This is a genomic window from Paenibacillus sp. B1-35, from assembly GCF_050474385.1.
Classification (GTDB): domain Bacteria; phylum Bacillota; class Bacilli; order Paenibacillales; family Paenibacillaceae; genus Paenibacillus_B; species Paenibacillus_B alvei.
Genome location: NZ_JBCHVJ010000002.1, coordinates 145841 through 171064, shown reverse-complemented (window position 1 = coordinate 171064; position 25224 = coordinate 145841). Strand labels below are relative to the sequence as shown.

Sequence of the window (25224 nt, the reverse complement as noted above, 5' to 3'; positions counted from 1 at the left end):
TGGCCTCTGTCCATTTTTCTATAATAAAGATTTCTAAACAGTGAAGTGCACGCGAAATGATATTATTTCTTAAGAAAATTGAAGCTATCTTTTTACCCTAGCAGACCTTTAAATAGCTTCGATTTAGATATACTATTTTTTCAACTATGCAGTGCCATCACTAGACTGTTCATACACCAAATTATAAAACCCATCTTCATCCGCTTCCTCTTCCTTACTCAAATAACCAAGAGACTTGAAGCAAGCCAGACATGGCATATTATCTTCTTCGATGCCTGCTACCCATGTCTTTACAGATTCCATTTCCGGGAGCGCCATCATTTCGCGCACCATCGCTTTGCCGATTCCTTGGGAGCGAAGAGCCGGCTCCGTCATGAGTCCAATGTATGCCGTTCCATCCTCCAATTCGACAAAGATGGCTCCGACAGGCTGCTCCCCGCGATAAGCCATCCATGCAAAGTACATGACATTGTCCGTCATGTAATCGAACCATTCCTGTAATGGAAGCATCCCGTCCATGCGTTCGCGCACTTCCGAATCTTCAAACCATGCCTCCAGAATCGGCAAATGGCTGTGGTTCAAAACATCCAATCGTTCAATCGACGCCATCAAGACTACACCTCACTTCATTCCCATTTTAGACAATTTCAATCCTTTTCCATCATAATGAAATGCTTTTCTATAAATTATTCTTCGCGCCAAATGAAACGAGGCCGCCTCTGCGTTATATTCATAACACAAGGGCAGCCCCTTCTCACTTATAACTATAGACGCGGGCCGGCAAGCTTGATTGATTCCGCTACATCGCTGAATTTTTCGAAATTGTGAGCAAAAATCTGCGCCAACTGCTTCGCCTTACGATCATAGGCCGATTTATCCGCCCACATATTTCTCGGATCGAGCAGTTCATGGGGAATGAATGGCACCACATCAGGGGTAAGCATGCCGAATATAGGATGAGGAATGAAGGACGCCTTCTCGATACTTCCATTTATAATCGCCTTGACCATCGCTCGTGTGTGCGACAGATTTATCCGCTCGCCTATCCCATAGGGACCGCCGCTCCATCCTGTATTGACCAAATAAACCTTTACACCGTATTTCGTGATCTTGTCGCCGAGCATCTCTGCGTACACATCCGGTCTCAATGGAAGGAACGGCCCCCCAAAGCACGCCGAGAATGTCGCTTCCGGCTCGGCTACGCCGCGTTCCGTACCCGCCAGCTTGGACGTATATCCGGACAGGAAGTGATACATTGCCTGCTCCTTCGTCAGCTTGGATACTGGAGGCAGCACACCAAAAGCATCTGCGGTCAAAAAGATAATGACATTCGGATGGCCTGCAGTACCGGGGATGATCGAATCTTGAATATAATCAATCGGATAAGCTGCCCGCGTATTCTCCGTCAGTGCATTACTATGGTAGTCAGCCACACCAGTTACGGCATCAATCCACACGTTTTCCAGAACAGAGCCGAACCGAATCGCATTCCAGATTTGCGGCTCTTTCTCCTGCGACAGTCCAATGCATTTCGCATAGCAGCCGCCTTCGAAATTGAATACACCCGCATCGGACCAGCCATGCTCATCATCGCCGATGAGGCGGCGTTCCGGGTCAGCCGACAATGTCGTCTTGCCTGTTCCCGATAATCCAAAAAACAGCGCCGTATCTCCATCCTCACCTACATTCGCCGAACAGTGCATCGGCATGACGCCGCGGAAGGGCAGCAAATAGTTTAAAACGCTGAAAATCGACTTCTTTATCTCGCCCGCGTAATGAGTACCGCCGATAAGCACAGTCTTTCTTTCGAAGGAAATGGCAATGAACGTCTCGGAATTCGTTCCGTCGACAGCCGGATCCGCCTTCATGCCTGGCATTGTAATCACAGTAAATTCAGGTTCATGCGTTAACAACTCATTCGTTGTTGGACGTATAAACAATTGCTGAACGAATAAATTTTGCCACGCGTATTCATTAATGAAGCGAACAGGCAAGCGATAAGCCAGGTCTGCCCCTGCATATCCATCGAACACAAAGAGCTTGCGGCTCTTCATGTAATTGATCGTTTTGTTATACAGCGAGTCGAATTGCTCTGAGGTGATAGCCTGATTCACCTCTCCCCAAGCGACATGGTCAGCCGTGCCCGACTCTCTGACGATGAACTTATCCTTCGGGGAACGCCCCGTATATTTGCCTGTTGTGACTTGCAAAGCGCCTGTCGAAGTTAAATGGCCTTCTCCATTGCGGAGAGCAGACTCCACAAGTTTGGCAACAGCCACGTTTCTTTGAGATTCATCTACATACAGACCAGCCAATTGAGTACTTTCCTTATTTTTCGCGATCACGGTTATCCTCCCTATTCCACTGTTACCGAGTTCTTGTTCTATCCCGACTCCAAACAACAAGAAAATGTATATTTTATCCTTTTCAATTAATGTATAATATAAATAAATAATACGCAATATATAAAAACATATTGACTGAATCTAATTATTTATTACGTCATTTTGAAAATGTTTTCACAAAATCGACAAATAAAAAAAGGTGTCAATGCTTTTCTAAGAGATGAACTCTCTAAAAGAGAAGCATAAACACCTTTTTCCCATTTAAGTCCAATTCGCCTGTCTCCTATAACACTATCTCTTCTAGAGTACAAGATAGATAAATTGAATAAACTCCTACTTTGCTAAAACGGATTTCATAACAATCCCTTCCTCACTCAATCGCTGCCGCAAGCTTTGGGCAAAAGCGAACGCGTGCGCACCGTCGCCATGAATGCATACTGTATCGGCTTGTATCGCCACATCAATACCCTGAACAGCGTAGACAACCCCTTCTTTTACCATGCGAATGACCTGCTGAACCGCTTCCTCGGTATCTGTAATCAGCGCATTGGCTTCCCGACGCGGCGTCAATGAACTGTCCCTTTGGTACGTCCGGTCTGCGAATACTTCATGCGCACAACGGAGTCCAACGGCTTGTCCAGCCTTTATGAGTTCACTACCCGACAGCCCGAACAACACCAGCTCTGGATTCAAATCATGGACAGCCCGGGCAATCGCCTCTGCCAGCGCATAGTCGCTTGCAGCCATATTGTACAACGCACCATGCGGCTTCACATGCTGCATCTGTCCACCGGCCGCCGTAACAAATCCGTACAGTGCCCCGACCTGATAGACAACCATATCATAAGCTTCCTCAGGAGTAATATCGAGGTTTCGCCTTCCGAATCCAGCTAGATCAGGCAGTCCTGGGTGGGCCCCAATCGCTGCCCCGCGCTCAAGTGCTGCCGCTACAGTCCGCTTCATGACGGTTGGATCGCCGGCATGGAAACCGCAAGCAATATTCACGGACGTCACGAACGGCAATATGGCCTCATCTGAGCCAAGCCGATATGCGCCAAAGCTCTCTCCCATATCGCAGTTTATATCGATTCGATGCATAATACCTCTCTCCTCCTAACGCATCCGCAGGGACAGCCCCTGCCGGAATTGGGCAATTTCTTGTTCCCGCTTCACATACAATTCTTGCGCTTCTTCTTGTGTTACCTCTGTAAATCGAATGCACCCGCCTGGTCTCACTTGGGCGATAAGCGGCAAATCCACACTAATTACATGAGCGATTCGAGGATATCCGCCGACCGTTTGCCGATCCGCCAACAACACGATCGGATTGCCTTCCGGCGGTATTTGAATCGTGCCCATGCTAACGGCAGACGATATCATTTCAACAGGTGCTGCCACAGCAAGCGGCACATCTGCGAGCCGATAGCCCATCCGATCCGACTGTGTCGTGACACGGAACGGTTCCGTCCATAAACGCTGCTTGCTCTCTGCACTGAATTTGTCAAACTCAGGACCACGGACGACGCGAATCACCGGATTCTCTTGGTATGCAGGCCGAATCGAATGACCTGCCCCCCACGGCATGACGACTGTTTTATCGGAGCATGTTTTGAACCATTCCACAGATTCCCCTGTTTCCAGCACATCTCCAGCCTCAAGCGCTCGACCATGCACTCCGCCTATTCCTGCCCGCAAATAAGTGCTGCGGCTCCCCATTGCCTTCGGAACGGCAATCCCGCCGCTTATTGCCAGATAGGCTCTACAGCCCGATAAGACTCGCCCGAAATTCAGTGTGCTTCCCGCAGGAACATACACGGGGCGCCAGAGCGGAATGGCCATTCCATCAATGCTAGGAGACAGGTCGCCTCCCGCTAAAGCGATCACGGCTCCCTTTTCAAATTCAAGCTGTGGCCCAAGCAGCGTTATCTCCAAAGCCGCCTCGCCCTCTTCATTGCCTGCCAGCAAGTTCGCCATCCTTAGTGCCGCCGCATCCATTGCACCGCTTATAAGTACGCCATACTTTTGCAACCCAAAACGGCCGAGATCCTGAACCGTCGTCAACATGCCCGCCGCTTTTACCCGGATATACATGTCCCGTGCCCCTCCCATTTCTTGTATTCCTCTTCTGTAATCGGCAAAAAGCGTACACTATCCCCTGTCCTAAGCAAGGTTGGAGGATTCATGTCTGGACGAAATAGCGGCACTGGCGTGCGTCCGATCAATTGCCAGCCGCCAGGCGTAACGATTGGATACACTCCTGTTTGCATACCGGCAATCCCGACCGTTCCCGATGGAATCGCAAGCCTTGGTGTGGAGTGCCTTGGTGTGGAAATCCGCTCCGACATGCCGCCCAAAAACGGAAATCCTGGCGCAAATCCAAGCAAATAAACAACATATTCACCGCTGCTGTGAATACGAACAACTTCATCCGGTGATAGCTCGTTATGCGAAGCGACCTCCTCCAAATCGGGTCCAAAGCTCCCGCCATAACATACCGGAATGTCAACAGTTCGAACATTGCCTTCAAGCTTCATTTGTAACGATTGGGCTGCGGCGCTTTCTAACGCTTTTTGCGCCTCTGAATACCGCAGTAATACCGGATTATAAAATACCGTAACAGTCGTAAAAGCGGGAACATATTCAATCATTCCATACATCGGATGCTCATCAAGGTAAAGCGACAACAACCGAACTTGATCATGAGTGTCCGATCCGATGACGGTACCAAATTCAACGACGATCGCTGTATCTCCAAGCGGAAAAAATCTCATGCAGTTCCCCCTTACGATATTGATGAGTTCATCATAGCATGATTTCAATTCCACTATCCACGCTGGGTACGTATTGGGAAAGGTGTTCAATGTTAAAGTTTTTAATAAAATGTACACGCAATTACACCAAAAAGCAGTATAAAAAAGAGCAGGCGGCAAGGCATCTGTGCCCGCATCCTGCTCTTTAATGAAACTTATATTTATTCCGTTACGATATTATGGACAAGCACCGGTGCCTCAGCATGATCGCTAATCCGAATGTTCTCGTAAATTTTTGCAATGACGTCATCCACATTTTCACGATTCGCATGGATTGTTACCAAAGACTCGCCTGCCTTAACAGCATCGCCAATCTTCTTGTTCAGCATTAAGCCTACTGCAAGATCGATTTCGGATTCCTTCGTTGCACGGCCTGCTCCCAGCAGCATTGCTGCTGTCCCGATCTCGTCAGCAATGATTTCAGCAACTACGCCGTCTTCACGCGCCGGAACTTCGATCTTGTATGCCGCTTGCGGCAGCTTGTTCGGATCGTCGACAACTTCTGGATTGCCGCCTTGGTTCGCAATGAACTCCTTGAACTTCTCCAATGCCTTGCCATTGTGAATAACTTCCTTCAGCTTCTCTTCTGCTTCTTCTAAAGAGGAAGCCTTGCCAGCCAAGAATACCATCTGTCTGCCGAGCGCAAGGCAAAGCTCTTCCAAATCCTCAGGTCCATGTCCGCGCAGTGTATCAATCGCTTCCTGTACCTCAAGCGAGTTGCCGATTGCCCGGCCAAGCGGCTGGCTCATATCGGAAATAACAGCCATTGTCTTACGGCCGACATTGTTACCGATGCTTACCATCGCGTGAGCTAGTTCCTTTGCATCCTCAGCTGTCTTCATGAATGCTCCTGCCCCAGTTTTCACATCCAGCACGATAGCGTCAGAGCCGGCAGCAATCTTCTTGCTCATAATTGAGCTGGCAATGAGCGGAATGGAGTTGACAGTCGCTGTTACATCACGCAGTGCATACAGCTTCTTGTCTGCAGGCGTAAGGTTGCCTGTCTGACCGATAACTGCAATTTTATGATGATTAACAAGGTTCACAAACTCGTCCTTGGTAATTTCCACATGGAACCCTTCGATTGCCTCAAGCTTATCAATCGTGCCGCCTGTATGTCCAAGTCCGCGCCCGGACATTTTGGCAACTGGAATATCCAATGCAGCAACTAGCGGCGCCAATACAAGCGTTGTCGTATCGCCGACACCACCAGTCGAGTGCTTATCCACCTTAACGCCTTCAATTGCGGAGAGATCAATGGTTTCTCCGGAGTTGACCATTGCCATCGTCAGATCTGCCCGTTCACGCTCCGACATATCCTGAAAATAAATGGCCATCGCAAAAGCACTGACTTGATAATCCGGGATATCCCCCTTTGTATAGCCTTCAATAACAAAGTTGATTTCCTCTGTTGTCAGTTCCTTGCCGTCACGCTTCTTCGCAATCAAATCCACCATTCTCATCGTTGAATCTCCTCGCTCTCCATTGGATATTGGTTAACTTGCTGATATCAGTAACGAAGACTATTCTCTTCCTTTGTAAACGAACTTACTCAGAACATGCAGCAATTTATTTCCTTTTACTGATTCCTAGTGACAATTTGAGATTCCTTCTTACAACGAAATAGCTGTCTCCAACGCTACTTCCATCATGTCGTTGAACGTTGTTTGACGCTCTTGCGATGTCGTTTCTTCACCTGTCAGCAAGTGATCACTCACGGTTAAAATTGTCAGTGCGTTGACACTGTATTTCGCAGCCAGCGTGTAAAGCGCCGTAGTTTCCATTTCTACCGCCAATACGCCATAGTCCATCAGCTTCTGAACTACGGACTTGTCGTCGCGATAGAACATATCGGATGTGAAAATGTTGCCGACATGTACATTCATGCCCTTCGCAACCGCATTGTCATAAGCGTTCTTCAACAATGAGAAGCTGGCAATTGGGGAGTAGTCGTATCCGCCAAATACGTGACGGTTCATGCTGGAATCCGTACAAGTTGCTTGAGCAAGCACGACGTCGCGCACATGAACGTCCTTCTGCATCGCGCCGCATGTGCCTACACGGAACAAATTCTTTACACCATACTCATTGATCAGCTCATTCACATAAATGCTTGTTGTCGGAATTCCCATGCCTGTACCTTGTACAGAGATGCGCTTGCCTTTATATGTCCCTGTAAAGCCGAGCATCCCGCGAACCTCGTTGTAGCAAGTAATATCCTCCAAGTACGTTTCTGCGATATATTTCGCGCGCAGCGGATCTCCTGGCAGCAATATCGTTTCTGCAATTTCGCCCTGTTTCGCTCCAATGTGTACACTCATAACTATGTTCCTCCAGTAAGATGAATTATTTCAAATCCGTTAAAAAGCTCTTGCCATAAGCAGGCGCTGCAACAGCAAAGTTTTCTGCCACCGTTGCCGCGATATCCGCAAACGTGCCGCGCAGCGGAAGTTCCTTACCTCCAGCTGCAAAGCGTGGAGAGTAGGCAATCAACGGAACATACTCTCGCGTGTGGTCTGTGCCCTTGTAAGTTGGGTCATTGCCATGATCCGCAGTAATAAGAAGCAGATCGTCGTCTGTCATCTTCGCGAATACCTCTGGCAAGCGCGCATCGAACTCTTCCAACGCGTGTCCATAGCCTTTTGGATCGCGGCGATGCCCGAACAATGCATCAAAGTCCACAAGATTCAGGAAGCTTAGTCCCGTGAAGGACTCATCCAATGTTGAAATAAATTTATCCATACCGTCCATATTAGACTTTGTTCGAATCGCCTTTGTAATTCCTTCACCATCATAAATATCCGAAATTTTACCCAATGCGATGACATCAAAGCCTTGATCCTGCAGTTCATTCATCGTTGTGCGGCCAAATGGCTTCAGCGCATAATCATGACGATTCGCTGTTCGCGTAAAGTTTCCAGGCTCTCCTACAAATGGACGAGCGATGATCCGTCCAAGCATGTATGGATCATCTCGGGTAATCTCGCGACAGAACTCACAAATCTCGTACAGTTCCTTCAATGGAACTACCTCTTCGTGTGCTGCAATTTGAAGGACAGAATCCGCAGATGTATAGATAATGAGTGCGCCTGTCTTTACATGCTCCTCGCCAAGCTCATCGATAATTTCGGTTCCGCTTGCCGGCTTATTGCCAATTACCTTGCGCCCTGTCTTCGCCTCAATACGCTCAATCAGCTCAGCGGGGAATCCATCAGGGAATACGCGGAACGGGGTATCAATATAGAGACCCATGATCTCCCAATGACCTGTCATCGTATCTTTGCCGCGGGAGGTTTCTTGCATTTTTCCATAATAGCCCAGGGGACGCTCGGCCACCTCTATGCCAGGAATCGAACGGATATTGGACAAGCCGAGTGCTGCCATGTTGGGCATGTTGAGCCCTCCGCATTCCTGTGCAATATGTCCTAATGTATCTGAGCCTACGTCATCAAATTGTGCAGCATCAGGAGCTTCTCCGATGCCTACAGAGTCCATTACGATAAGATGTATTCGTTTAAATGTTGTCATCATGTCGTTCTCCTTCCCCAAGGTACGATAATAGATGCTTACAACGTCCACTTAACCAGAAGTGGACGTTGTGAATACTTTTATAAGAAAATACCTGCAACAATCGCAGACAATACGCTTACCATCGTGGCGCCGTACAACAAACGCAGACCAAAGCGAGCTACAACGTTGCCCTGCTTCTCATGGAGTCCTTTCACCGCACCAGAAATGATGCCGATCGAGGAGAAGTTAGCGAATGATACTAAGAATACGGATACAATACCCGTAGTGCGCTCAGACAAAGTAAGCTTACCAAGATCAAGCATAGCGACGAATTCGTTTGCAACCATCTTCGTTGCCATAATACTTCCCGCATCGACCGCTTCCTTCCAAGGTACCCCCATTAGGAACGCGAACGGTGCGAACACATAGCCAAGCACTTCCTGGAATGAAATTCCGAAGATACTGCCAAAGATGCCATTGATAAGTGCAATCAAGGCGACGAAACCGATCAGCATTGCAGCAACTGTAATCGCTACTTTAAAGCCGTCCATTATATACTCGCCCAGCATTTCGAAGAACGACTGCTTATGCTCTTCCTGCACTTCCAAAATATCTTCTTCCTTCGTCACCTTATATGGATTCAAAATTGAAGCGATAATAAATCCGCCAAACAGGTTAAGCACGAGCGCGGTTACTACATATTTAGGCTGAATCATCGTCATATACGCACCGACAATGGACATCGACACAGTCGACATCGCAGAAGCACACAGTGTATATAAGCGGCGTTCCGGCAACAGACCAATTTGCTTTTTCACCGAAATAAATACTTCGGACTGACCTAGAATCGCGGATGCAACTGCGTTATACGATTCCAGCTTTCCCATACCGTTAACCTTGCTAAGTGCAAGACCGATGTACTTAATAATGAAAGGCAAGATTTTCGTGTATTGCAAAATTCCAATCAGCGCGGAAATAAATACAATCGGCAGCAACACGTTTAAGAAAAATTGAGTGCCTTGGCTATCATTCACGATTCCGCCAAATACAAAGTTGATGCCTTCGGCTGCATAACCTAGCAATGATTCAAATATAGAAGCAAACCCCCGGATTAAGGTTTCTCCTACCGTTGTATTCAATAACACAAATGCCAAAATAGCCTGCAACACAACCATAATGGCTAGTGGGCGATAACGAATGTTGCGACGATCCTTACTTGCGATATAAGTGAGTCCAAATACAGCTAGCAGACCAATGATCGCAATGACAAATTTCATGTAATGTTCCTCCCATGCTTAAGCATGTATAGATTTATTAAATTGGCAAGTTTTCTTGTTACCGCTTTCAAAATGAACGGAATGCTATAGCTTATTCACTGTCCTTTTCCATATCGGCACCAGAGAACGCGCCAGGAAGCAATTGGGACATTGTCCATTCCTCAATGTCGCCCTTGAGATTCGTCAAGTATATCTTCGTATCGCCATCGCAGAACTCTGCTAACACTTGGCGGCAAGCTCCGCACGGAGATACAGGCCCGTCCGTATCAGCAACTACTGCAACAGCTTCCACCTTCGTCTTGCCTTCCGATACAGCCTTGAATACCGCCGTTCGCTCTGCACAATTCGTTAAGCCATAAGATGCATTCTCTACGTTGCAGCCGCGATAGATAACTCCATCTGCCAATATAGCCGCTCCAACCTGAAAGTGAGAGTAGGGTGCATACGCTTGCTTGCGGGCTTCCAACGCTTCTTGAATCAACTGATCTTTCATGGGCTGATCCTCCTCATTGAATGTTGAATCATTCCGTCATGAACGTAACGTACCCTAACGGAATGATTCCGTCTCTATTTTAATAAGAAGATGTTGATGTTAGGCCTTTCATGATGCTGACACCGGAACTCGCACCGATACGGGTTGCCCCTGCTTCAATCATGCTGTTCACATCTTCCAAGCTGCGCACGCCTCCAGATGCCTTCACACCTGTTTGTTGTCCTACCGTCTTGCGCATGAGGGCAACATCTTCACATGTAGCACCGCCTGTCGAGAAGCCTGTAGATGTCTTAACAAAGTCGGCCCCTGCCTTAACAGCCAGTTCGCAAGCACGAACCTTCTGTTCATCTGTCAACAGGCACGTTTCAATAATGACCTTTACAAGCGCTTTTCCTGAAGCCGCTTTCACAACTGCCTCAATATCCTTTTGCACAAATTCATCGTTGCCTGCCTTCAGCTCTCCAATATTAATAACCATATCGACTTCGGTTGCACCATTGGCAATCGCATCTTGCGTTTCCAATGCCTTCACAGCAGAAGTAGATGCGCCGAGAGGAAATCCGATAACCGTGCATACCTTAACTTCTGTACCGGCTAGCTGCTCTGCACAGTAAGATACCCAAGTCGGGTTGACGCATACTGAAGCGAATTGATACTGCTTTGCTTCCTCAACCAGCTTGGCAATATCCGCTTGAACAGCGTCTGCCTTCAACATCGTATGGTCAATCATACGCGCTATGCTCATGCTGTACACCCCTTATATACTTGTGTCATTTGTATTAGGTAATTCTAATATTGATTTCATGGGTATCATAACACGCGATCTGAACAGATGTAAAGTTAGCTTTGAAATTTTGTTCATTACAATATCGTGAACTGCTTTCTTACAATATTTTGAACAAAAAGGATATAAAAAATCCCCATCGAATAAGCCGTGAGACATGAACGCCACGTACTTACTCTAAGGGGAAAGCGGGTTTACCGCATGGCGGTAATTATTACATTAATGCTTGGGCTGTAAATTGATCCGTAACAAGTATATTTGCATACCTTCCTATAAGCGCAGCTCGGATCGCTTCTATCTTGCGCTGTCCACCGGCTACTAGTATTGACTTTTCCTTCTCCCGCAAATCGGATAGGTCGATGCCCACAGTGCGATCATTGATCCCTTCGCTGCATATATTTCCTTGTGCATCGAAGAATCGCGAACATATGTCTCCTACACCACGGCTCTGCAGCAGCTTCTTCTCTTCGTCGCTGAAATAACCCAGTCGAAACAAAAGTGCATCATCATTTACAGTACCTACAGTGAACATCGCAATATTGGCCTGCTTGCCAAGCTGAATAATCCGGCGAATATGCCGATCCTCCTCCACCATCTGCTTCAGAGCAACACTGTCGAATATTACGGGCAACGGCAAATAGCGGGCAATCGTATGGTATGCTGCCGCAAATAAATTCACGGTTTCCGCTGCATACGTATTTACATGAGAGTGGCTAATGCCTCCCTTGAGCTGTACAACCTCCACGCCCCGAATTTGCTTCTGCTGAAGCTGCAACGCTACGGCATGCATTGTTCGCCCCCATGTCACCCCGATAATATCCGAGTCTTGAACGGTTTCGTACAAATATTCGGCTGCACGCTTGCTAATATGCTTTTGGATTTCTTTATATTCATTGACAGGCGAATAACAGACGAGCGCCGTATCCAGTCCATATTTATGTCGGAGTCGTGCTCCCAATGCATCGAGATCCTCAAGCGGATCGACAATATCAATCCGGACATATCCTTGCTCCTTCGCATATTGCAGCAGCCGGGATACGGTCGGACGAGACACCCCTAGTTTGGAGGCAATATCCATTTGGCTATAATCCGATAAATAATACAGTCTTGCCGCTTCAATACTCAATCGCTGTTTTTCATGATCCATGTCTACAACCCACTTCTTGTGAAATGATTCTATGAACATGCTGTTATTGAAACATCTAGCTACTGCAGCATTTCGCACTTTAAGCCGCTGTTAGGAACGTACACATGATAAGGCTTACTCGCTTCCTTCTTTGAACCTATACTACCATATTATGAAGAGATGTAAACGCTCACGAATAAAATTAGAGACCCTCCTTAAACTGGGAACACAAACCTAATTACCTGCTGCAACACGGATTAGTCCCCCATCTAGGCCAAGTCTCTATCACTTATCTGCTATTCATTTTTATTTAGCTGTGAAACATGTCCAATTACTTGAACAGGCGAACAATCATATCTGTGTCAGGCATACTGAAATACTCCCCCGCTTCAATTTTCATGAGCGCTAGGCCTTGAATCATCGACCAATAAAGCGTCGCCAAACGCTTTGCATCCTCAAGTCGAATGATTCCGTCCCGTTGCCCGTCCTCGATGAATTGAAGCATATGCTTCATTGGGCTTGATATATCCTGCATTTGTGTCTTAACCGATTCCGGAATGGAAGCAAAGGTCGACGCTTGAAGCATAATATGGTGATAGTATACAGCTTCTTCGTTATGAATAAACGCTCGTAAAATTTCTTGCGTCATCCATTCAATTTTGTCCAAGCTGCTCCCTTGTTTCTCTGCGGCAAGCAGCGTCAATTGATTTGAAGATTGGAGCGCACGCTCCACTAATGTAGCAAAAATTTCATCCTTTGATTCAAAATAATGATAGACAAGACCGTGACTGAATGAAGCTTCCTTGGCGATATCACTGATTTTGGTAGCTACGAAGCCACGATTTGAAAAAACCTTTAACGCGCTATTCAGAATCTGCTCTCTTCGTTCATCCCGAATTAACTTATTTTGATCCGCATTTCTAGGTGACATATGTATACAGCTCGCCGTACGGAGCTTCCTTTATCGCCCCGATAAAACTGAGCCTCCTCCTTTTTTCCAATATAGAAAGATGTCTATACGGTTGACTGATCCGTTTGTTGAGAACAACATACTTCCTTCGTTATGCGGAAGCGCTCGTTCCCCATGAAAAAGGCAAGAGGAACCGCCACTGCCGCTGCCAAAGCAAGAAAACAAAAGCCATAATGAATAGATTCTACAAGTGAAACCCGTACTGCCAGGGCTAGATGCTCAGGTATCATTCGATTCGCTCCAATAAGCGTTTCAGCCTTGCTGAATTTCTCTAGTAATGCTGGATCCAGCTTCAAAAAAGAAGCTTGGCGCAGAAGTTCAACAGCTAGACGTTGGTTCACCAAAGTACCCGTAATGGATGCGCCTATCACACCGCCAATTGTGCGAAAAAAGGAGACCATAGAAGTAGCCACCCCTTTGAACCGCTCAGGTGCAGCAAGAGTTGCTGCCGTCTGTGCATTCGGCATTAAGATTCCAATCCCAATACCTATTAAAGCAGTGTTCCCCCTAACATACCACATATTTACCCCAAGCGGCAGGGACGAAAATAAGAATGAACTTATCCCCATAAGGCATATAGCGAGCAGTACCGATCCTCTCCAACTCATCCGTTTCATAAGCATCGTTCCTATAACCGTTCCCACCATAACCGAGAACATCATTGGAGTTAGTGCATTTCCCGCATCTCCTATATCTCCTCCTAGTCCCGCCTGAATAAAAAAAGGAATGTAAAGCATAGCTCCGTACATGATCATCCCTTGTATAAAAGAAGCTGCCGAGACTCCGGCAATTGTACGATTGCAAAACAATTGCAGAGGGATAATTCCCTCGACTGCTCGAAGCTCTATGACAATAAAGAAAATAAGAGCTATCCCCCCGCTTGCCAGCATGAACACTACTTGCCACGAGGCCCAACTGTATTCTCCGCCTGCCAGTTTGAACGCTAATAAAAGAAAAACCGTTGTTAATATGAGAAGCACTGCACCCGCATAATCCACCTGTCTGCTGCTCTTCTCATTGCGGGATTCGACTAACGAACAGCTTACAATCAAAATAGACGCGATGCCGAAAGGGATATTAACGAGAAAGTTCCAGTGCCAGTTCAATTGTTCGGTTATAAATGCCCCAAGTGATGGCCCAATAACGGAGGAAAGTGCATAAACACCCATGAATAACGCCTGGAACTTGCCAGCTTTCCCTTGCGGAAGAATCGTGAAAATTAATGTAAATGTAATTGGCATAAGAAAACCCGCTCCCAATCCCTGAATTCCACGGAAAGCAATAAGCTGGGGCATTGATGCGGCAAAACCGCATAATAAGGAGCCTGCAGTAAAAAGAATCAACCCGGAAATAAAGAAGCGTTTGCGCCCATACATATCGGACAACTTGCCTACCACCGGCATAATTGCTGTTGAAGCGAGCATGTAAATTGTAAAAACCCATGATACCGAATCAAGCCCCCCTATCTTCTGAACAATGGAGGGCAGAGCAGTAGATACAATCGTTTGATCCAAGGAGGAAAGAAAAATGCTTAACAGCAGCGCTCCTATCGTCCAATTTCGTTTATACGGATCCAACTCCATACGAATTTTCCTTTCTACAATGGGATAAATGCCTGCGATGTTTTTTATATTGACTAATTATTCAATCAAAAAAATTGTAATCTTACTATTACAAATAATCAAGCATAAATTTAATCTCTTTCTTTGTTTTGCAAATTCATAAAGACAACAAAAAAAGCTTCAGCACGCAGCGCTGAAGCTTTTTCTAACTTTATTTTATTTTTTCTAAGATCATTTTCCCGGATGAAGTCGTTACATCCAACACAGGCGACTCAGAGGTTGCCTGATTGACGCTAGCTTCAAATTTGCGTTTTCCTTCTTTTTGCTCTAGCGTAACCGGAATGTTAAGATCCGCACGATCCAGCTTCGTATCCGCCACAATGCGGAACACAGCATCAGAACGTACCCGAATCGTGGCATTGCCGGAGCTTGTATGTATGCGAACCGATTCATCAAAGGAATCAATCGCCATATCTACGTTGCCAGAGGAAGCCTCGACACTTCCTTTCCCCGTCATTTTTCCAAGGTGAATATTGCCGGAGCTTGCAGCCACTTGATATTCTTTGCCCGAATAGCCCTTCACATTGATATTCCCGGAAGAAGATTGAGCAGACAACTTGCCTGCTTCAACTTTGTCAGCTGTAATATTTCCGCTTGATGCCTCCAACTTCAACTCATCATATACCTTCGCAGGAACTGCAACCTCTACAGTGAGAGACGTATTAGTCCATACTTTCCCCTCTACTGGCCCTACTTTGATTGCTAACTGTCCTTGCTCCAATGTCGTGTTAAGCAGTTCATCCATCTCATCCTCATTGCCGTCGAATTTGCCATTCACTTGCACTTGAATGTGCTCACCGCTGCCAGCTTTTAATTGTACATTAGCCGCTTTCGTCCGAACATCAATGCGAGACACCTCTGCTGCTGCAAATGACCGTTCAACATGAACTGGCGTGCCAGGTACAGAGACAACATTTGATATTCCTTGATTACATGCACTTAAACCGATTAACAGTGGAATCAATGAAAAAATTGTCAAGCAACGTTTTGTATTCACTTTATCCGATCCCCTTTATGCCATTTCATGATTGTGGAAACTTTTGAAAGTAAGACGTTTATCTTCGCCCCTCTACTTCAATATATGAAATCTTGTATGCATAGAATTCTCACAAACACCGTCTTCCCACATATAGTAGTAAGATTCATTATCTAAACATGAATATACTGATCTCGGAATTGCTGCAAAAAATCTGAGGCTCTCATCACAGCACACACATCCGGCAATGCCTCATACGATGAACATGCCGTCAATTTATAATCAGGATGAATGGAATAGGACTTCCAATAAAAAGGCTTTTCGCTAGGTGACGCCAATTGCCAGGCAGCCTCATCAGCGTGACACGAAGTGAAAGCGCATAAATCTATTGGCATAGATAATCCCATACCTGTTGTTTTTACATAGCTTTCCTTGTATGTCCACAGCTCAATGAAGCGCTCTTTCCTTTTGCTCGCTGGCAAAGAATCAAGCACCCGTTTCTCGTTTATAGACAAAATGCTTGCAAAGTTTCCTACTTCCAAATCCTCATCAATCTGTTCAATATCGATCCCAACGGGATGCCCCTTATCGTTCGCAATACCGACAACCCATATACCAGAATGAGAAACATTGAATTGAATATGCTTGTACGGTTCACTCACAATAGGCTTGCCGAACTGATCCGCTTGAATGGCAATCTGTTCAGTAGTGCAGCCTGTCATCTCTACTAGTAAACGCTTGGCGACGAGTTCACTTAACATGGAGCGAATGGAGTCCATCTCTCGGTAGAAGCGTCCCACCTTCTCTCTTCGTTCCGGCGATAAATAAGGCAGCCACTCGTCCAATCTGATCATGCTGTCGATCCGAACGGCAATTGCTTTCATGATGTTCTCCTTCTAAATACTTCCTGTTATATGACAAAAATTATACACTCAGCCCTCTTAATCTACAATATTTTCCTGTTGGTCTCAACCTACATCTACGTTACTCCTAAAAAACCAACATTCATAGGTTAGGCACAAGTGCTCAAAGACGATGAATCAATCTTATTGATTCCCTATATACATTAGCAGCCAATTCCCTACTAGAACTATGGAAAAGATTACAGCCAGCATATTTCAATACCAAGATGAATGTATCCAAATCCTCTCTCTCACTTTGGTTGTTTTTCTCGCAGCACAAAACAAACCCTATTATTGTATTAACTAATATTGTTAGTTATAATATAGCCAAAAGCAGGAATCTCTCTATAACGCAGACTCCATTTGCACGATAGCAATAATAAAAAAATTACGTACACAGAGGAGCAATGATCATGTCACCTAGAGTTGGTTTAAACTCCACAACAATACGAGAAGCCGCTACCTATATAGCAGATACCCAGGGCTTCGAAGCGGTTACGCTTGCTTCGCTTGCACAGCAGTTGAAGGTGCGCCCGCCCTCTCTCTACAATCATGTTGATGGCTTGCAGGGCATACGCCAATTATTATCCATTCATGGACTCGAACAATTAGAATACACCATGTCACGCGCAGCAATAGGACGAGCAGGAGATGAAGCTGTTCGCGCGATTGGTAAAGCATATGTCGCCTTCGTCCGCAATCATCCTGGTCTCTATGAAGCTACGCTTCATGCACCTGATCCGCATCATGAGAAAGTACAGCAGATCAGCAATGATATCGTCGATCTCGTTATTCAAGTCCTTCAAGCATATGAGCTATCTGGCAATGCCGCTATTCACGCCGCACGCGGCCTCCGAAGTTTGCTGCACGGGTTTGCATCCTTGGAGCAAAAAGGGGGCTTTGGCATTCCTCTTGATCTCAATGTCAGCTTGGAAATACTTATCAATGCTTTTATCGCTGGCATTCATACGATCAAAGAAAATTCAGATTCAGAGCGATCAACAACAGTCACCGAAGATAATAAATAGAAAATATGTCCAACCCACAAGAGACGCACAAAAAAGAATGACAATAGCTCTTCGACAAATCAAGCTGGGGCAGCGGCAATAACTCCAATTCCTCGGGAGGATTGTCTTGGCCTTTGTTAGCAAAACATAATATGCTGCGCTCCCTAGACCATCCTTGCCTAACAAGAAAGAGAGCTATCTACCCGCATCATGCGCGGAGGATAGCTCTCTTTTGTGTCAGAAGTTAATTGAAGGACAAGCACATGTAACTTAGTGTCCCTAATTCATAACTGCGATGGATAACTTTCGGATTCAAGCCATCCCCTGCGCTCCCAAGTGCAATAAAGAGGGGAACAAAATGCTCTGCCCGCGGAACAGCTAGTGATGCATGAGGAGCATGTTCCTGATAGGAGGCCAACTCACTCCATTGCTTTTTCTCCAGCTTTTCAATTAGCCAGTCGTCGAACTGGACAGCCCAAGGTTCAGGCTCTGTCTGTTCCCATTTCAACATGCGCAAATTATGAACGCTCGCTCCGCTGCCTATTAGTAGAATGTCCTCATCCAGCTCACTAAGAGCCTCTCCGATTAGCAGTTGTTTCTCTGGAGAAAGGAATGGATTTACAGATATCTGTACAACTGGAATATCAGCATTCGGATACAAATGCTTCAGCAGCGACCATGAACCATGATCAAGACCACGTGATTCATCACGGTTTACAGAAATACCATGCGCAGCGAAACTGCGTTCTACTTCAGTTGCAATCTGTGTGGAGCCCTTCGCAGGATACTGTACCTGATACAATTCATCAGGGAATCCATAGAAGTCATAAATCGTCTCATACGTCCCATCATGGAAAGATACTGTTAACTCCTCGCTTTCCCAATGGGCACTGAACAGTACGATCGCCTTTGGCTTCATACTTGCTCCGAGCTTAGTTAAAAATCGAGTATATTCATTATCCAATACAGCAATCATCGGCGAACCGTGACTGAGAAAGATTGATTTTGGCATCGCGATTCTCCTTTATGTTCAACATAGCGGCTGTCCAAGCGATATCATGAGCAGCGCCATGCAGTGTGTCCATGAGATGTTCTTAAAGGATCACACAGAATGTACGAATGAATTGTTTCTATGCATTTGCAGCCAAAATCGTGATTAATAAGCTGCTGTAAAGCGGCGGCCCGAAAATTGCGGATTCTCCACTTCATCCAGAATTGCTACAGAGAAGTCCTCAGCTGAAATGCGGCTATTGCCTTCAGCATCCACAACCAATTGGTCTGTTCCAGTACGATATTGTCCAGTGCGCTCACCTGGCTCAATCAAAGCAGCAGGGCTCACGTTCGTCCATGCCAGCGTAGATTCATGGCGGTACACATCAAGCGCGTCGCGATGTGCTAGCGCGATTGGCTTCCAAGCATCAGGGAAGTCTGGTGTGTCCACAACTTGAACGCCTGGCGCCATTTCAAGGCTTCCTGCTCCGCCAACAGAGATCAAACGTCCTACTCCAGCCTGCTTTACACCAGCGATCAATGCTTGTGTTGCTTCCACAAGTGTAGATTCTTCTCCCATCTTAGGCCCAAAAGCACTAACGACAACATCATGACCCGCTGTACGCTCAGCCACGCTTGCGGAATCGAGAATATCGCCAGTCGCCACTGTCAAATTGTCATGAGACTGCGCTACGCGCGAAGCATCACGAACGATTGCCGTTACTTCATGACCTCTTGTCAAAGCTTCATTCACAATACGTTGTCCAATTGTACCTGTAGCACCATATACCGCGATTTTCATAATAAGTTCTTCCCTTCTATAGTAAAAAGTTTATTTATTATTTCCTTCTGGTAAGGACAGCAAACCACGCTTAGCAAATTACTTTAATGTAATAAAGAATGTTACAACTAGCGTACGAAAAACTCCATGAAACATTGGAGTCATTCTTATTCAAATTGTAGACCGCCTGCACTCTACTATGAATCACGCATCCTCCTGCATTCGATCCTTCAAATCTCCTGCTAACTGATCCAGCGTCACTTCTGCCAGCACCTTCTCCATCGCAGATTGTGCACGCAGCATAACAAGCTGTAATACAGATTCAATATTTGCGCCTATTGGACACTTGGGATTCGGATGTTCGTGAAATCCGAACAATTCCCCTTCCTCAACCGCCTCAACTGCGCGATATACATCAAGAAGATGAATATCACTAGCTGGCTTGCACAAGGTTGCTCCCCCTGTACCAGGACGGACATCTACGAGTCCAGCCTTCTTCAGTTGGGATGTTACCCGCCGAATGACAACAGGATTCGTGTTGACGCTGCCTGCCATCCACTCCGACGTATGATGGGCATTTGGTTCAAGCGCCAGCAAAGATAGAATGTGGACGGCTACACTAAAGCGGCTGCTTATCTTCATGCTGCTCACCCTTTCATGTAACCATTATAGTTACAACTAGATTGAATTGTCAAGCTTCCTTTTTCCACTTGCAAATGAATAGCGGTCACGCCGTTTGATTCATGGCGCATACCGCTATCTCGCCTAGTAATATTACACCTCGTTCACCCGCAATTCCCTATATGTCCAAGCTGCCTATGTAGAAATTCGCATTCTCTCGCTACCCAAACCATTTCACCGCATCAAGATAAAAAAACACCTCGCACCGGGATAAAGTTACTATGATCACAGTACCGATAATGAAAAGAAGAATTCAAAAAGTGCGCAATGGAAAGATAGTACAAATCGCAAAAGCGAAGCGCTTATCTTTTATGTGCAAATTGAAATGAAGAGCTATTTGTACGTTTCCCCATCAATCAAATTCGAATTCAACGAAATGCTTCCGCAAGCGGGGAAGCTGTGACATTAGAATTTTTTACACAAACATACAGGATAAGATAAGGAAACAAGTATACGCACAGGATGAGACAAGTGATAAAAAGACGCCTTGGAATCATTGAAATGCTGTGCACTCCATAGCTTATAACTCGCAAAAGCCTCCATCAAAACACTCAACGGCAACACGACCCTACGTTAAAGCACAGAAGCAAAAATGCTACAAAGAGCCCTTAAAAATCAAATCCACCGCAGTTCATATGCCCCAAAATAAATACTTATCGCGAATGTTCCATAAGTGTTATGCATGCTCGATATTGCGAAGCGGAAGCGCATCAGGTGAAGGTTCATATACTTGTTCAAAAAAACGACTAGCTCCTGTATGAAGCAAATCATAGTAGTTCTGGAACAATTGATCCGCTTCCTTGCCTAACCACACATCTGGCAACAGCTCTTCAGGGAAGTCCGGATCAATGAATAAGAACTTCCGATACCAGTGAACCAGCTTGCTCTTCTCTACGAAGCAATAACCGTCAGGCATAGCATCCCCCTGCTGAATCATCGCGAGCAATTTTTCATAACTTGGACGGTATACCTCAATAAATTCAGCATAAGCAGCATTAATCTCATCGATGTTCCAGCATTTCTGTACCAACTGCTTAGATTTGCTCCAAGCAATATGATCCGCCTTGAAAATTTCCACATATCCGGAAATTCCGCGTGATTCCACGATGTCCCTCACCTTATCAGTCAGATCGTTAGGACTGATCCAGGTGCTCGTCGTCAACATGCCGAAGCCGAGCCATGCCAGCTCCTTGCGCAATTGATCCCGTATGCCCCGTTCCTTTTCGGGAATGTTGTAGCTCGCAATGCACCATTTGCCGTCCCATGTATCTGACTCCTGTTTATAAATGCGGGCCGCCGCCTCATCCAAGCGCCGCTTGCCGCGCGAAGACATTGAATAATAGCTGCGATTCCCCACCTTGCGCGACTCCAGCCAGCCTTGGCGCAGCATGCGCGAGATTGCGGCCCGTACGGCCTGTTCAGTCAACCCGAATTCCCCCATCAGGGCGGTCAGGCTCCCAACCCAGATTTCGCTTCCATAATGACGTACATACTCGCCGTATATGGTAAACAGCATCGATTGCGGCCTCATGTTCACCACTCCTAGTCGATCATGTGATTTCCAAATGTTGCATCTCGTCAAATTGTATCACTTGCCTCTCCATAGCTCAAGCAAAATGGAGGACATGTCGGAGTGGAGGAACCGCCGCTCAATTGTCAGGACAGCTTCTGCTCTTCTTCCGTCTTGCAACGCAAAGCCGTAAGACGCTCTGCCATCGTTTTCTTATCGAAAATCGCCTGCGTAAACGTTCCTTTTCCGACTAGATTGATTCTCGTCTCCGCCGTCACCTCGCAGACAATGCGCTTCGCTCCCACCTCGGTACAAACAGCTTGGAACGTTACCTCCTGCCCGTCAACCGCAGGCCCTACGTGCTTGATATCGAGAGCGAACCCCGAACCCTCTTCCTCTTCCTCCAAAAAAGGAACGATCATCTTTCGTCCTGCTTTCTCCATATAGTAAATCATGGTGACGGTAGACATCACTTCGTGTATGGTTGTGCCGTCAAAAGCAGGATGCATATCCGGTGTAACAGTCACAGAAAAAGATATTTCGGCGCCCGGAGCCAATCCTGGCTTCACTTCGATTCCTCCTCGCCAGAAAAAATACCATATCCATCAAGATAGCGCCTGATCATATTCGCTCAATTACAGTGGCGATACCTTGACCCACGCCAATACACATCGCGGCCAATCCGTATCGCACCTCCCGGCGCTCCATCTCATTGAGTAGTGTTGTTAATATGCGAGCCCCGCTGCACCCGAGCGGATGACCGATCGCGATTGCCCCACCGTTCACGTTCACTCGTTTCGGGTCGATGTTCAACTCTCGCATGCTAGCTATCGCCTGAGCGGCAAATGCTTCATTCAGCTCGACCAGATCGATGTCCCCGATACTTAACCCAGCTTGCTGGAGCGCCTTGCGCGCGGCCGGCACGGGGCCGATTCCCATTACGGACGGATCAACGCCAGCAGATGCAGCAGCAACCACGCGGGCGCGTGGCCGAAGACCGAGCGAATGAGCGGCCTCCTGTTCCATTATGAGCAGCGCCGCTGCTCCGTCGTTAAGACCCGATGAGTTCCCAGCCGTCACGGTTCCCCCTTGCTTGAAAGCCGGCTTGAGCTTCTGCAGTTGAGCCAGGGTCGTCTCAGGACGAGGATGTTCATCCTGCTCGATCTTCGTGATCTGGCCCTTGCGCCCAGTCACCTCCACCGGAACAAGCTCTGCGTCAAACTTCCCGGCAGCCTGAGCCTCAGCATATCTCCGTTGGCTGGTGAACGCAAACTCATCCTGCTCTTCCCGGCTGACACCGTATTGCTCCGCCACGTTCTCTGCCGTCTCTCCTAGACTGATTGGCGGATATAGGGCAGCCAGCTTGTCATTAGTCATCCTCCAGCCCAAAGTCGTATCATAGATCTGCTGGTGCCCGCGCTGAAAAGCAGCCTCCGGCTTCATCATCACAAAAGGGGCACGCGTCATGCTTTCCGTCCCGCCGGCAATATACACTTGCCCTGCCCCTGCCATAATTGCATAGGCGCATTGCTGAACGGCTTCCATGCCGGATCCGCACAGACGATTTACCGTCACTCCCGGCACCTCGACCGGCATTCCCGCCAGCAGCAGCGACATGCGCGCCACATTGCGGCAATCCTCCCCCGCCTGATTCGCACAGCCGAAGATGACGCCGTCCACCCGCTCCGGGGCGACCGGATTCCGCTCCAGCAGGCTGCGAATAACGATCGCGCCCAGATCATCGGCGCGCACATCCTTGAGCGCTCCGCCGTAGCGTCCGATCGGCGTCCGTACTGCATCAATGATTACGGGTGTTGCCATCTTGTTTCCCCCCAATATCATAGGAATAGAAGCCTTGGCCGCTGCGGAAGCCTAACCGGCCTGCCAGCACGAGCTTGCGCAGCAGCGGAGCCGGGCGATACCGCTCTTCACCCAGATCTCGGTGGAGCCCGCTCAGTACCGCCAGCACATCATCCAGCCCGATTCTGTCTGCCCATTCGAGTGGGCCGTACGGATAACTAGTTCCCAGCTTCATAGCCGTATCGATATCCACAGCGGAAGCCGTCCCTTCCATTAGAGCGAAGGCGGCTTCATTTACGATTAAGGCGAGAATGCGCGGGAAGACGAGACCAGCTTCATCCTGCACGATTTCTACCTGCTTACTTAAAGAGCGGAACAGTTCCTCCATGCTTTGAAGGGTTTCCTTTGATGTCTGCAAGGCAGGAGCCACTTCAATCAACTCGCGTTCTTCCAAGGGTGCGAGTGTACCAAAGCCGCATATTCGCTTCGGCTGAGAAGCCCATGATGCGATCTCGGTGGCTGATAGAGCTAGCGAGGTAGCCGCGATTGGTGTTTCTGGCGGCAACAGCCGATCCATTTTTACGATGTTCGCCTGCTTTTCAACCACATCATCATTGGTTACTTCCACACCGTACCGAACTGAGAGGGCCGCACCGCATTCCTCCGCCTCTTCCAAGGAAATGATCTCAAATCCGCTGCGTTCCAGCAGCACATGAAGACCTTCGCGCAGCGGGCTGTTCCCAACCAATAGGATTGCGTTATTGGTCATATGAATAAAACCCCTCTCCTGTCTTCCTGCCCAAGCTTCCTGCCTGCACCATGCGCTGCTGTATCCGGCTCGGCTTGAAGCGGCTCTCATGATTGAACCGGGTATAGACCGATTCCGTTGTCGCCAGATTCACGTCGAGACCAATCATATCCTGCAGCTCGAACGGCCCCATTTTGAAACCGCCAGCCTGGTTCATAATGCGATCAATTTGCTCCGGTTTAGCTACCCGGTCGCTTATGATGCGCAGCGCTTCATTATAGTAAGGTCGGGCGACGCGGTTGACGATAAAGCCAGGCGAGTCCTCCGCCAGCACAGGCACCTTGCCCAGCTCCTCCGCAAACCTGCGAGCAGCAGCTACGCAGGCGTCTGCCGACTTGTGGCCGCGAATGACTTCCACGAGCGGCATAACCGGCGCAGGGTTGAAAAAATGAAAGCCTATGATGCGCTCCGGATGAGGCAAGCCCGCTGCAAGCTCCGTAATGGAAAGGGAAGACGTATTACTCAACAGCAGCGCATCACTCCCACAAAGCTCTGTTAAGCGAACGAACACAGAACGCTTCAACTCCAGCTTTTCGGGGATCGCCTCGATGACGATCGAGCACGAGCTTACTGCTGCCATGTCCTGCACCAGCTCAATAAGCTCATGTGTCGACCGCTGTTCCTCCACCGAGATTTTCCCCTTCGCAACGTCCTTCGAAAGAACCGAACCTATATAGGCTTGCGCAGCATCCAGCACCTCTGGCTTAATATCCTGCAATCGAACACGGCGGCCCCGCCGGGCGCATACAAGCGCGATCCCCGCTCCCATCGTGCCGGCACCGATAATACCGACCGTTCCGAGGCTTCCTTCGGAAATATAGTCTTCCATCGG

25 protein-coding genes are annotated in these 25224 nt (G+C 47.5%); 1 reads left to right on the top strand and 24 read right to left on the bottom strand.

Annotated features, from left to right (window positions below; translation table 11 throughout):
* Positions 1-144 precede the first annotated feature (144 nt).
* The 16 genes from ACQ5BJ_RS08250 to ACQ5BJ_RS08175 all read right to left on the bottom strand — a co-directional run bounded on the left by ACQ5BJ_RS08250 (position 145) and on the right by ACQ5BJ_RS08175 (position 16797).
* Positions 145-609, bottom strand: coding sequence for a GNAT family N-acetyltransferase (locus tag ACQ5BJ_RS08250; protein ID WP_430110167.1), 465 nt, complete (start codon positions 607-609; stop codon positions 145-147).
* 155 nt (positions 610-764) lie between these two features.
* Entirely contained in the window at positions 765-2345 is a 1581-nt protein-coding gene (pckA, locus tag ACQ5BJ_RS08245) for a phosphoenolpyruvate carboxykinase (ATP) (protein ID WP_430110170.1), read from the bottom strand.
* Between the two features lie 333 nt (positions 2346-2678).
* Complete coding sequence (locus ACQ5BJ_RS08240) at positions 2679-3443, bottom strand: LamB/YcsF family protein (RefSeq protein ID WP_367667332.1); 765 nt, start codon at positions 3441-3443, stop codon at positions 2679-2681.
* 15 nt (positions 3444-3458) lie between these two features.
* Positions 3459-4436, bottom strand: coding sequence for a biotin-dependent carboxyltransferase family protein (locus ACQ5BJ_RS08235; RefSeq protein ID WP_430110173.1), 978 nt, complete (start codon positions 4434-4436; stop codon positions 3459-3461).
* The gene (gene pxpB, locus ACQ5BJ_RS08230) at positions 4421-5116 is read right to left on the bottom strand and encodes a 5-oxoprolinase subunit PxpB (protein ID WP_430110176.1); all 696 of its coding nucleotides are present in this window, start codon (positions 5114-5116) and stop codon (positions 4421-4423) included. The genes ACQ5BJ_RS08235 and pxpB overlap by 16 nt, the downstream gene beginning before the upstream one ends.
* A gap of 200 nt (positions 5117-5316) precedes the next feature.
* Positions 5317-6618, bottom strand: coding sequence for a pyrimidine-nucleoside phosphorylase (locus tag ACQ5BJ_RS08225; RefSeq protein ID WP_005547682.1), 1302 nt, complete (start codon positions 6616-6618; stop codon positions 5317-5319).
* A 150-nt stretch (positions 6619-6768) separates the two neighbouring features.
* Positions 6769-7476 (bottom strand): purine-nucleoside phosphorylase, encoded by a 708-nt coding sequence (gene deoD, locus ACQ5BJ_RS08220; RefSeq protein ID WP_005547680.1) that lies wholly within the window; start codon positions 7474-7476, stop codon positions 6769-6771.
* A 25-nt stretch (positions 7477-7501) separates the two neighbouring features.
* The gene (gene deoB / locus ACQ5BJ_RS08215; RefSeq protein WP_005547678.1) at positions 7502-8683 is read right to left on the bottom strand and encodes a phosphopentomutase; all 1182 of its coding nucleotides are present in this window, start codon (positions 8681-8683) and stop codon (positions 7502-7504) included.
* 80 nt (positions 8684-8763) lie between these two features.
* A complete protein-coding gene (locus tag ACQ5BJ_RS08210) occupies positions 8764-9942 on the bottom strand; it encodes a NupC/NupG family nucleoside CNT transporter (protein ID WP_005547676.1) in 1179 nt (392 codons plus the stop codon).
* Between the two features lie 91 nt (positions 9943-10033).
* Entirely contained in the window at positions 10034-10435 is a 402-nt protein-coding gene (locus ACQ5BJ_RS08205) for a cytidine deaminase (RefSeq protein WP_430110180.1), read from the bottom strand.
* Positions 10436-10514: 79 nt separating this feature from the next.
* Positions 10515-11180: a deoxyribose-phosphate aldolase gene (gene deoC, locus ACQ5BJ_RS08200; RefSeq protein ID WP_430110183.1), complete on the bottom strand. Its 666-nt coding sequence runs from the start codon at positions 11178-11180 to the stop codon at positions 10515-10517.
* 253 nt (positions 11181-11433) lie between these two features.
* Positions 11434-12366 carry a sugar-binding transcriptional regulator gene (locus tag ACQ5BJ_RS08195; RefSeq protein WP_040735988.1) on the bottom strand — a complete coding sequence of 311 codons (933 nt, stop codon included), beginning with the start codon at positions 12364-12366 and terminating at the stop codon, positions 11434-11436.
* 310 nt (positions 12367-12676) lie between these two features.
* A complete protein-coding gene (locus ACQ5BJ_RS08190; RefSeq protein ID WP_430110186.1) occupies positions 12677-13276 on the bottom strand; it encodes a TetR/AcrR family transcriptional regulator in 600 nt (199 codons plus the stop codon).
* Positions 13277-13359: 83 nt separating this feature from the next.
* On the bottom strand, positions 13360-14898 hold the full coding sequence (locus tag ACQ5BJ_RS08185) for an MDR family MFS transporter (RefSeq protein ID WP_430110188.1): 1539 nt from the start codon (positions 14896-14898) through the stop codon (positions 13360-13362).
* A 190-nt stretch (positions 14899-15088) separates the two neighbouring features.
* On the bottom strand, positions 15089-15934 hold the full coding sequence (locus ACQ5BJ_RS08180; RefSeq protein ID WP_430110191.1) for a DUF4097 family beta strand repeat-containing protein: 846 nt from the start codon (positions 15932-15934) through the stop codon (positions 15089-15091).
* A 152-nt stretch (positions 15935-16086) separates the two neighbouring features.
* Positions 16087-16797 carry a 4'-phosphopantetheinyl transferase family protein gene (locus ACQ5BJ_RS08175; RefSeq protein ID WP_268620164.1) on the bottom strand — a complete coding sequence of 237 codons (711 nt, stop codon included), beginning with the start codon at positions 16795-16797 and terminating at the stop codon, positions 16087-16089.
* Positions 16798-17228: 431 nt separating this feature from the next.
* On the opposite strand from ACQ5BJ_RS08175, the gene ACQ5BJ_RS08170 reads away from it, so the two are divergent.
* The gene (locus ACQ5BJ_RS08170; RefSeq protein ID WP_268594322.1) at positions 17229-17843 is read left to right on the top strand and encodes a TetR-like C-terminal domain-containing protein; all 615 of its coding nucleotides are present in this window, start codon (positions 17229-17231) and stop codon (positions 17841-17843) included.
* Positions 17844-18066: 223 nt separating this feature from the next.
* On the opposite strand, the gene ACQ5BJ_RS08165 is transcribed toward ACQ5BJ_RS08170, so the two are convergent.
* The 8 genes from ACQ5BJ_RS08165 to ACQ5BJ_RS08130 form a co-directional block, all read right to left on the bottom strand.
* Complete coding sequence (locus ACQ5BJ_RS08165) at positions 18067-18834, bottom strand: DODA-type extradiol aromatic ring-opening family dioxygenase (RefSeq protein ID WP_005547657.1); 768 nt, start codon at positions 18832-18834, stop codon at positions 18067-18069.
* A 144-nt stretch (positions 18835-18978) separates the two neighbouring features.
* Positions 18979-19614: an NAD(P)-dependent oxidoreductase gene (locus ACQ5BJ_RS08160; RefSeq protein ID WP_430110196.1), complete on the bottom strand. Its 636-nt coding sequence runs from the start codon at positions 19612-19614 to the stop codon at positions 18979-18981.
* Between the two features lie 183 nt (positions 19615-19797).
* Positions 19798-20235 (bottom strand): Rrf2 family transcriptional regulator, encoded by a 438-nt coding sequence (locus ACQ5BJ_RS08155; protein ID WP_005547654.1) that lies wholly within the window; start codon positions 20233-20235, stop codon positions 19798-19800.
* A 715-nt stretch (positions 20236-20950) separates the two neighbouring features.
* Positions 20951-21805, bottom strand: a complete 855-nt coding sequence (gene paaX, locus ACQ5BJ_RS08150; protein ID WP_367667574.1) for a phenylacetic acid degradation operon negative regulatory protein PaaX — start codon at positions 21803-21805, stop codon at positions 20951-20953.
* A 125-nt stretch (positions 21806-21930) separates the two neighbouring features.
* Positions 21931-22353 carry a thioesterase family protein gene (locus ACQ5BJ_RS08145; RefSeq protein WP_430110198.1) on the bottom strand — a complete coding sequence of 141 codons (423 nt, stop codon included), beginning with the start codon at positions 22351-22353 and terminating at the stop codon, positions 21931-21933.
* A 52-nt stretch (positions 22354-22405) separates the two neighbouring features.
* Complete coding sequence (locus ACQ5BJ_RS08140) at positions 22406-23605, bottom strand: acetyl-CoA C-acyltransferase (protein WP_367667576.1); 1200 nt, start codon at positions 23603-23605, stop codon at positions 22406-22408.
* Positions 23583-24353 carry a 3-hydroxyacyl-CoA dehydrogenase family protein gene (locus tag ACQ5BJ_RS08135; RefSeq protein WP_268620167.1) on the bottom strand — a complete coding sequence of 257 codons (771 nt, stop codon included), beginning with the start codon at positions 24351-24353 and terminating at the stop codon, positions 23583-23585. Before ACQ5BJ_RS08135 ends, ACQ5BJ_RS08140 begins: the two co-directional genes overlap by 23 nt.
* Positions 24343-25221 (bottom strand): 3-hydroxyacyl-CoA dehydrogenase family protein, encoded by an 879-nt coding sequence (locus ACQ5BJ_RS08130; protein WP_430110202.1) that lies wholly within the window; start codon positions 25219-25221, stop codon positions 24343-24345. The genes ACQ5BJ_RS08135 and ACQ5BJ_RS08130 overlap by 11 nt, the downstream gene beginning before the upstream one ends.
* Positions 25222-25224: the final 3 nt, after the last annotated feature.

Bases quoted from the DNA above. Each gene is read 5' to 3' on its own strand.
- ACQ5BJ_RS08250 (WP_430110167.1), bottom strand. From the start codon at position 609: ATGGCGTCGATTGAACGATTGGATGTTTTGAACCACAGCCATTTGCCG.
- ACQ5BJ_RS08240 (WP_367667332.1), bottom strand. From the start codon at position 3,443: ATGCATCGAATCGATATAAACTGCGATATGGGAGAGAGCTTTGGCGCA.
- ACQ5BJ_RS08235 (WP_430110173.1), bottom strand. From the start codon at position 4,436: ATGTATATCCGGGTAAAAGCGGCGGGCATGTTGACGACGGTTCAGGAT.
- pxpB (WP_430110176.1), bottom strand. From the start codon at position 5,116: ATGAGATTTTTTCCGCTTGGAGATACAGCGATCGTCGTTGAATTTGGT.
- ACQ5BJ_RS08225 (WP_005547682.1), bottom strand. From the start codon at position 6,618: ATGAGAATGGTGGATTTGATTGCGAAGAAGCGTGACGGCAAGGAACTG.
- deoD (WP_005547680.1), bottom strand. From the start codon at position 7,476: ATGAGTGTACACATTGGAGCGAAACAGGGCGAAATTGCAGAAACGATA.
- deoB (WP_005547678.1), bottom strand. From the start codon at position 8,683: ATGACAACATTTAAACGAATACATCTTATCGTAATGGACTCTGTAGGC.
- ACQ5BJ_RS08210 (WP_005547676.1), bottom strand. From the start codon at position 9,942: ATGAAATTTGTCATTGCGATCATTGGTCTGCTAGCTGTATTTGGACTC.
- ACQ5BJ_RS08205 (WP_430110180.1), bottom strand. From the start codon at position 10,435: ATGAAAGATCAGTTGATTCAAGAAGCGTTGGAAGCCCGCAAGCAAGCG.
- deoC (WP_430110183.1), bottom strand. From the start codon at position 11,180: ATGAGCATAGCGCGTATGATTGACCATACGATGTTGAAGGCAGACGCT.
- ACQ5BJ_RS08195 (WP_040735988.1), bottom strand. From the start codon at position 12,366: ATGGATCATGAAAAACAGCGATTGAGTATTGAAGCGGCAAGACTGTAT.
- ACQ5BJ_RS08190 (WP_430110186.1), bottom strand. From the start codon at position 13,276: ATGTCACCTAGAAATGCGGATCAAAATAAGTTAATTCGGGATGAACGA.
- ACQ5BJ_RS08185 (WP_430110188.1), bottom strand. From the start codon at position 14,898: ATGGAGTTGGATCCGTATAAACGAAATTGGACGATAGGAGCGCTGCTG.
- ACQ5BJ_RS08175 (WP_268620164.1), bottom strand. From the start codon at position 16,797: ATGAAAGCAATTGCCGTTCGGATCGACAGCATGATCAGATTGGACGAG.
- ACQ5BJ_RS08170 (WP_268594322.1), top strand. From the start codon at position 17,229: ATGTCACCTAGAGTTGGTTTAAACTCCACAACAATACGAGAAGCCGCT.
- ACQ5BJ_RS08165 (WP_005547657.1), bottom strand. From the start codon at position 18,834: ATGCCAAAATCAATCTTTCTCAGTCACGGTTCGCCGATGATTGCTGTA.
- ACQ5BJ_RS08160 (WP_430110196.1), bottom strand. From the start codon at position 19,614: ATGAAAATCGCGGTATATGGTGCTACAGGTACAATTGGACAACGTATT.
- ACQ5BJ_RS08155 (WP_005547654.1), bottom strand. From the start codon at position 20,235: ATGAAGATAAGCAGCCGCTTTAGTGTAGCCGTCCACATTCTATCTTTG.
- paaX (WP_367667574.1), bottom strand. From the start codon at position 21,805: ATGAGGCCGCAATCGATGCTGTTTACCATATACGGCGAGTATGTACGT.
- ACQ5BJ_RS08140 (WP_367667576.1), bottom strand. From the start codon at position 23,605: ATGGCAACACCCGTAATCATTGATGCAGTACGGACGCCGATCGGACGC.
- ACQ5BJ_RS08135 (WP_268620167.1), bottom strand. From the start codon at position 24,353: ATGACCAATAACGCAATCCTATTGGTTGGGAACAGCCCGCTGCGCGAA.
- ACQ5BJ_RS08130 (WP_430110202.1), bottom strand. From the start codon at position 25,221: ATGGAAGACTATATTTCCGAAGGAAGCCTCGGAACGGTCGGTATTATC.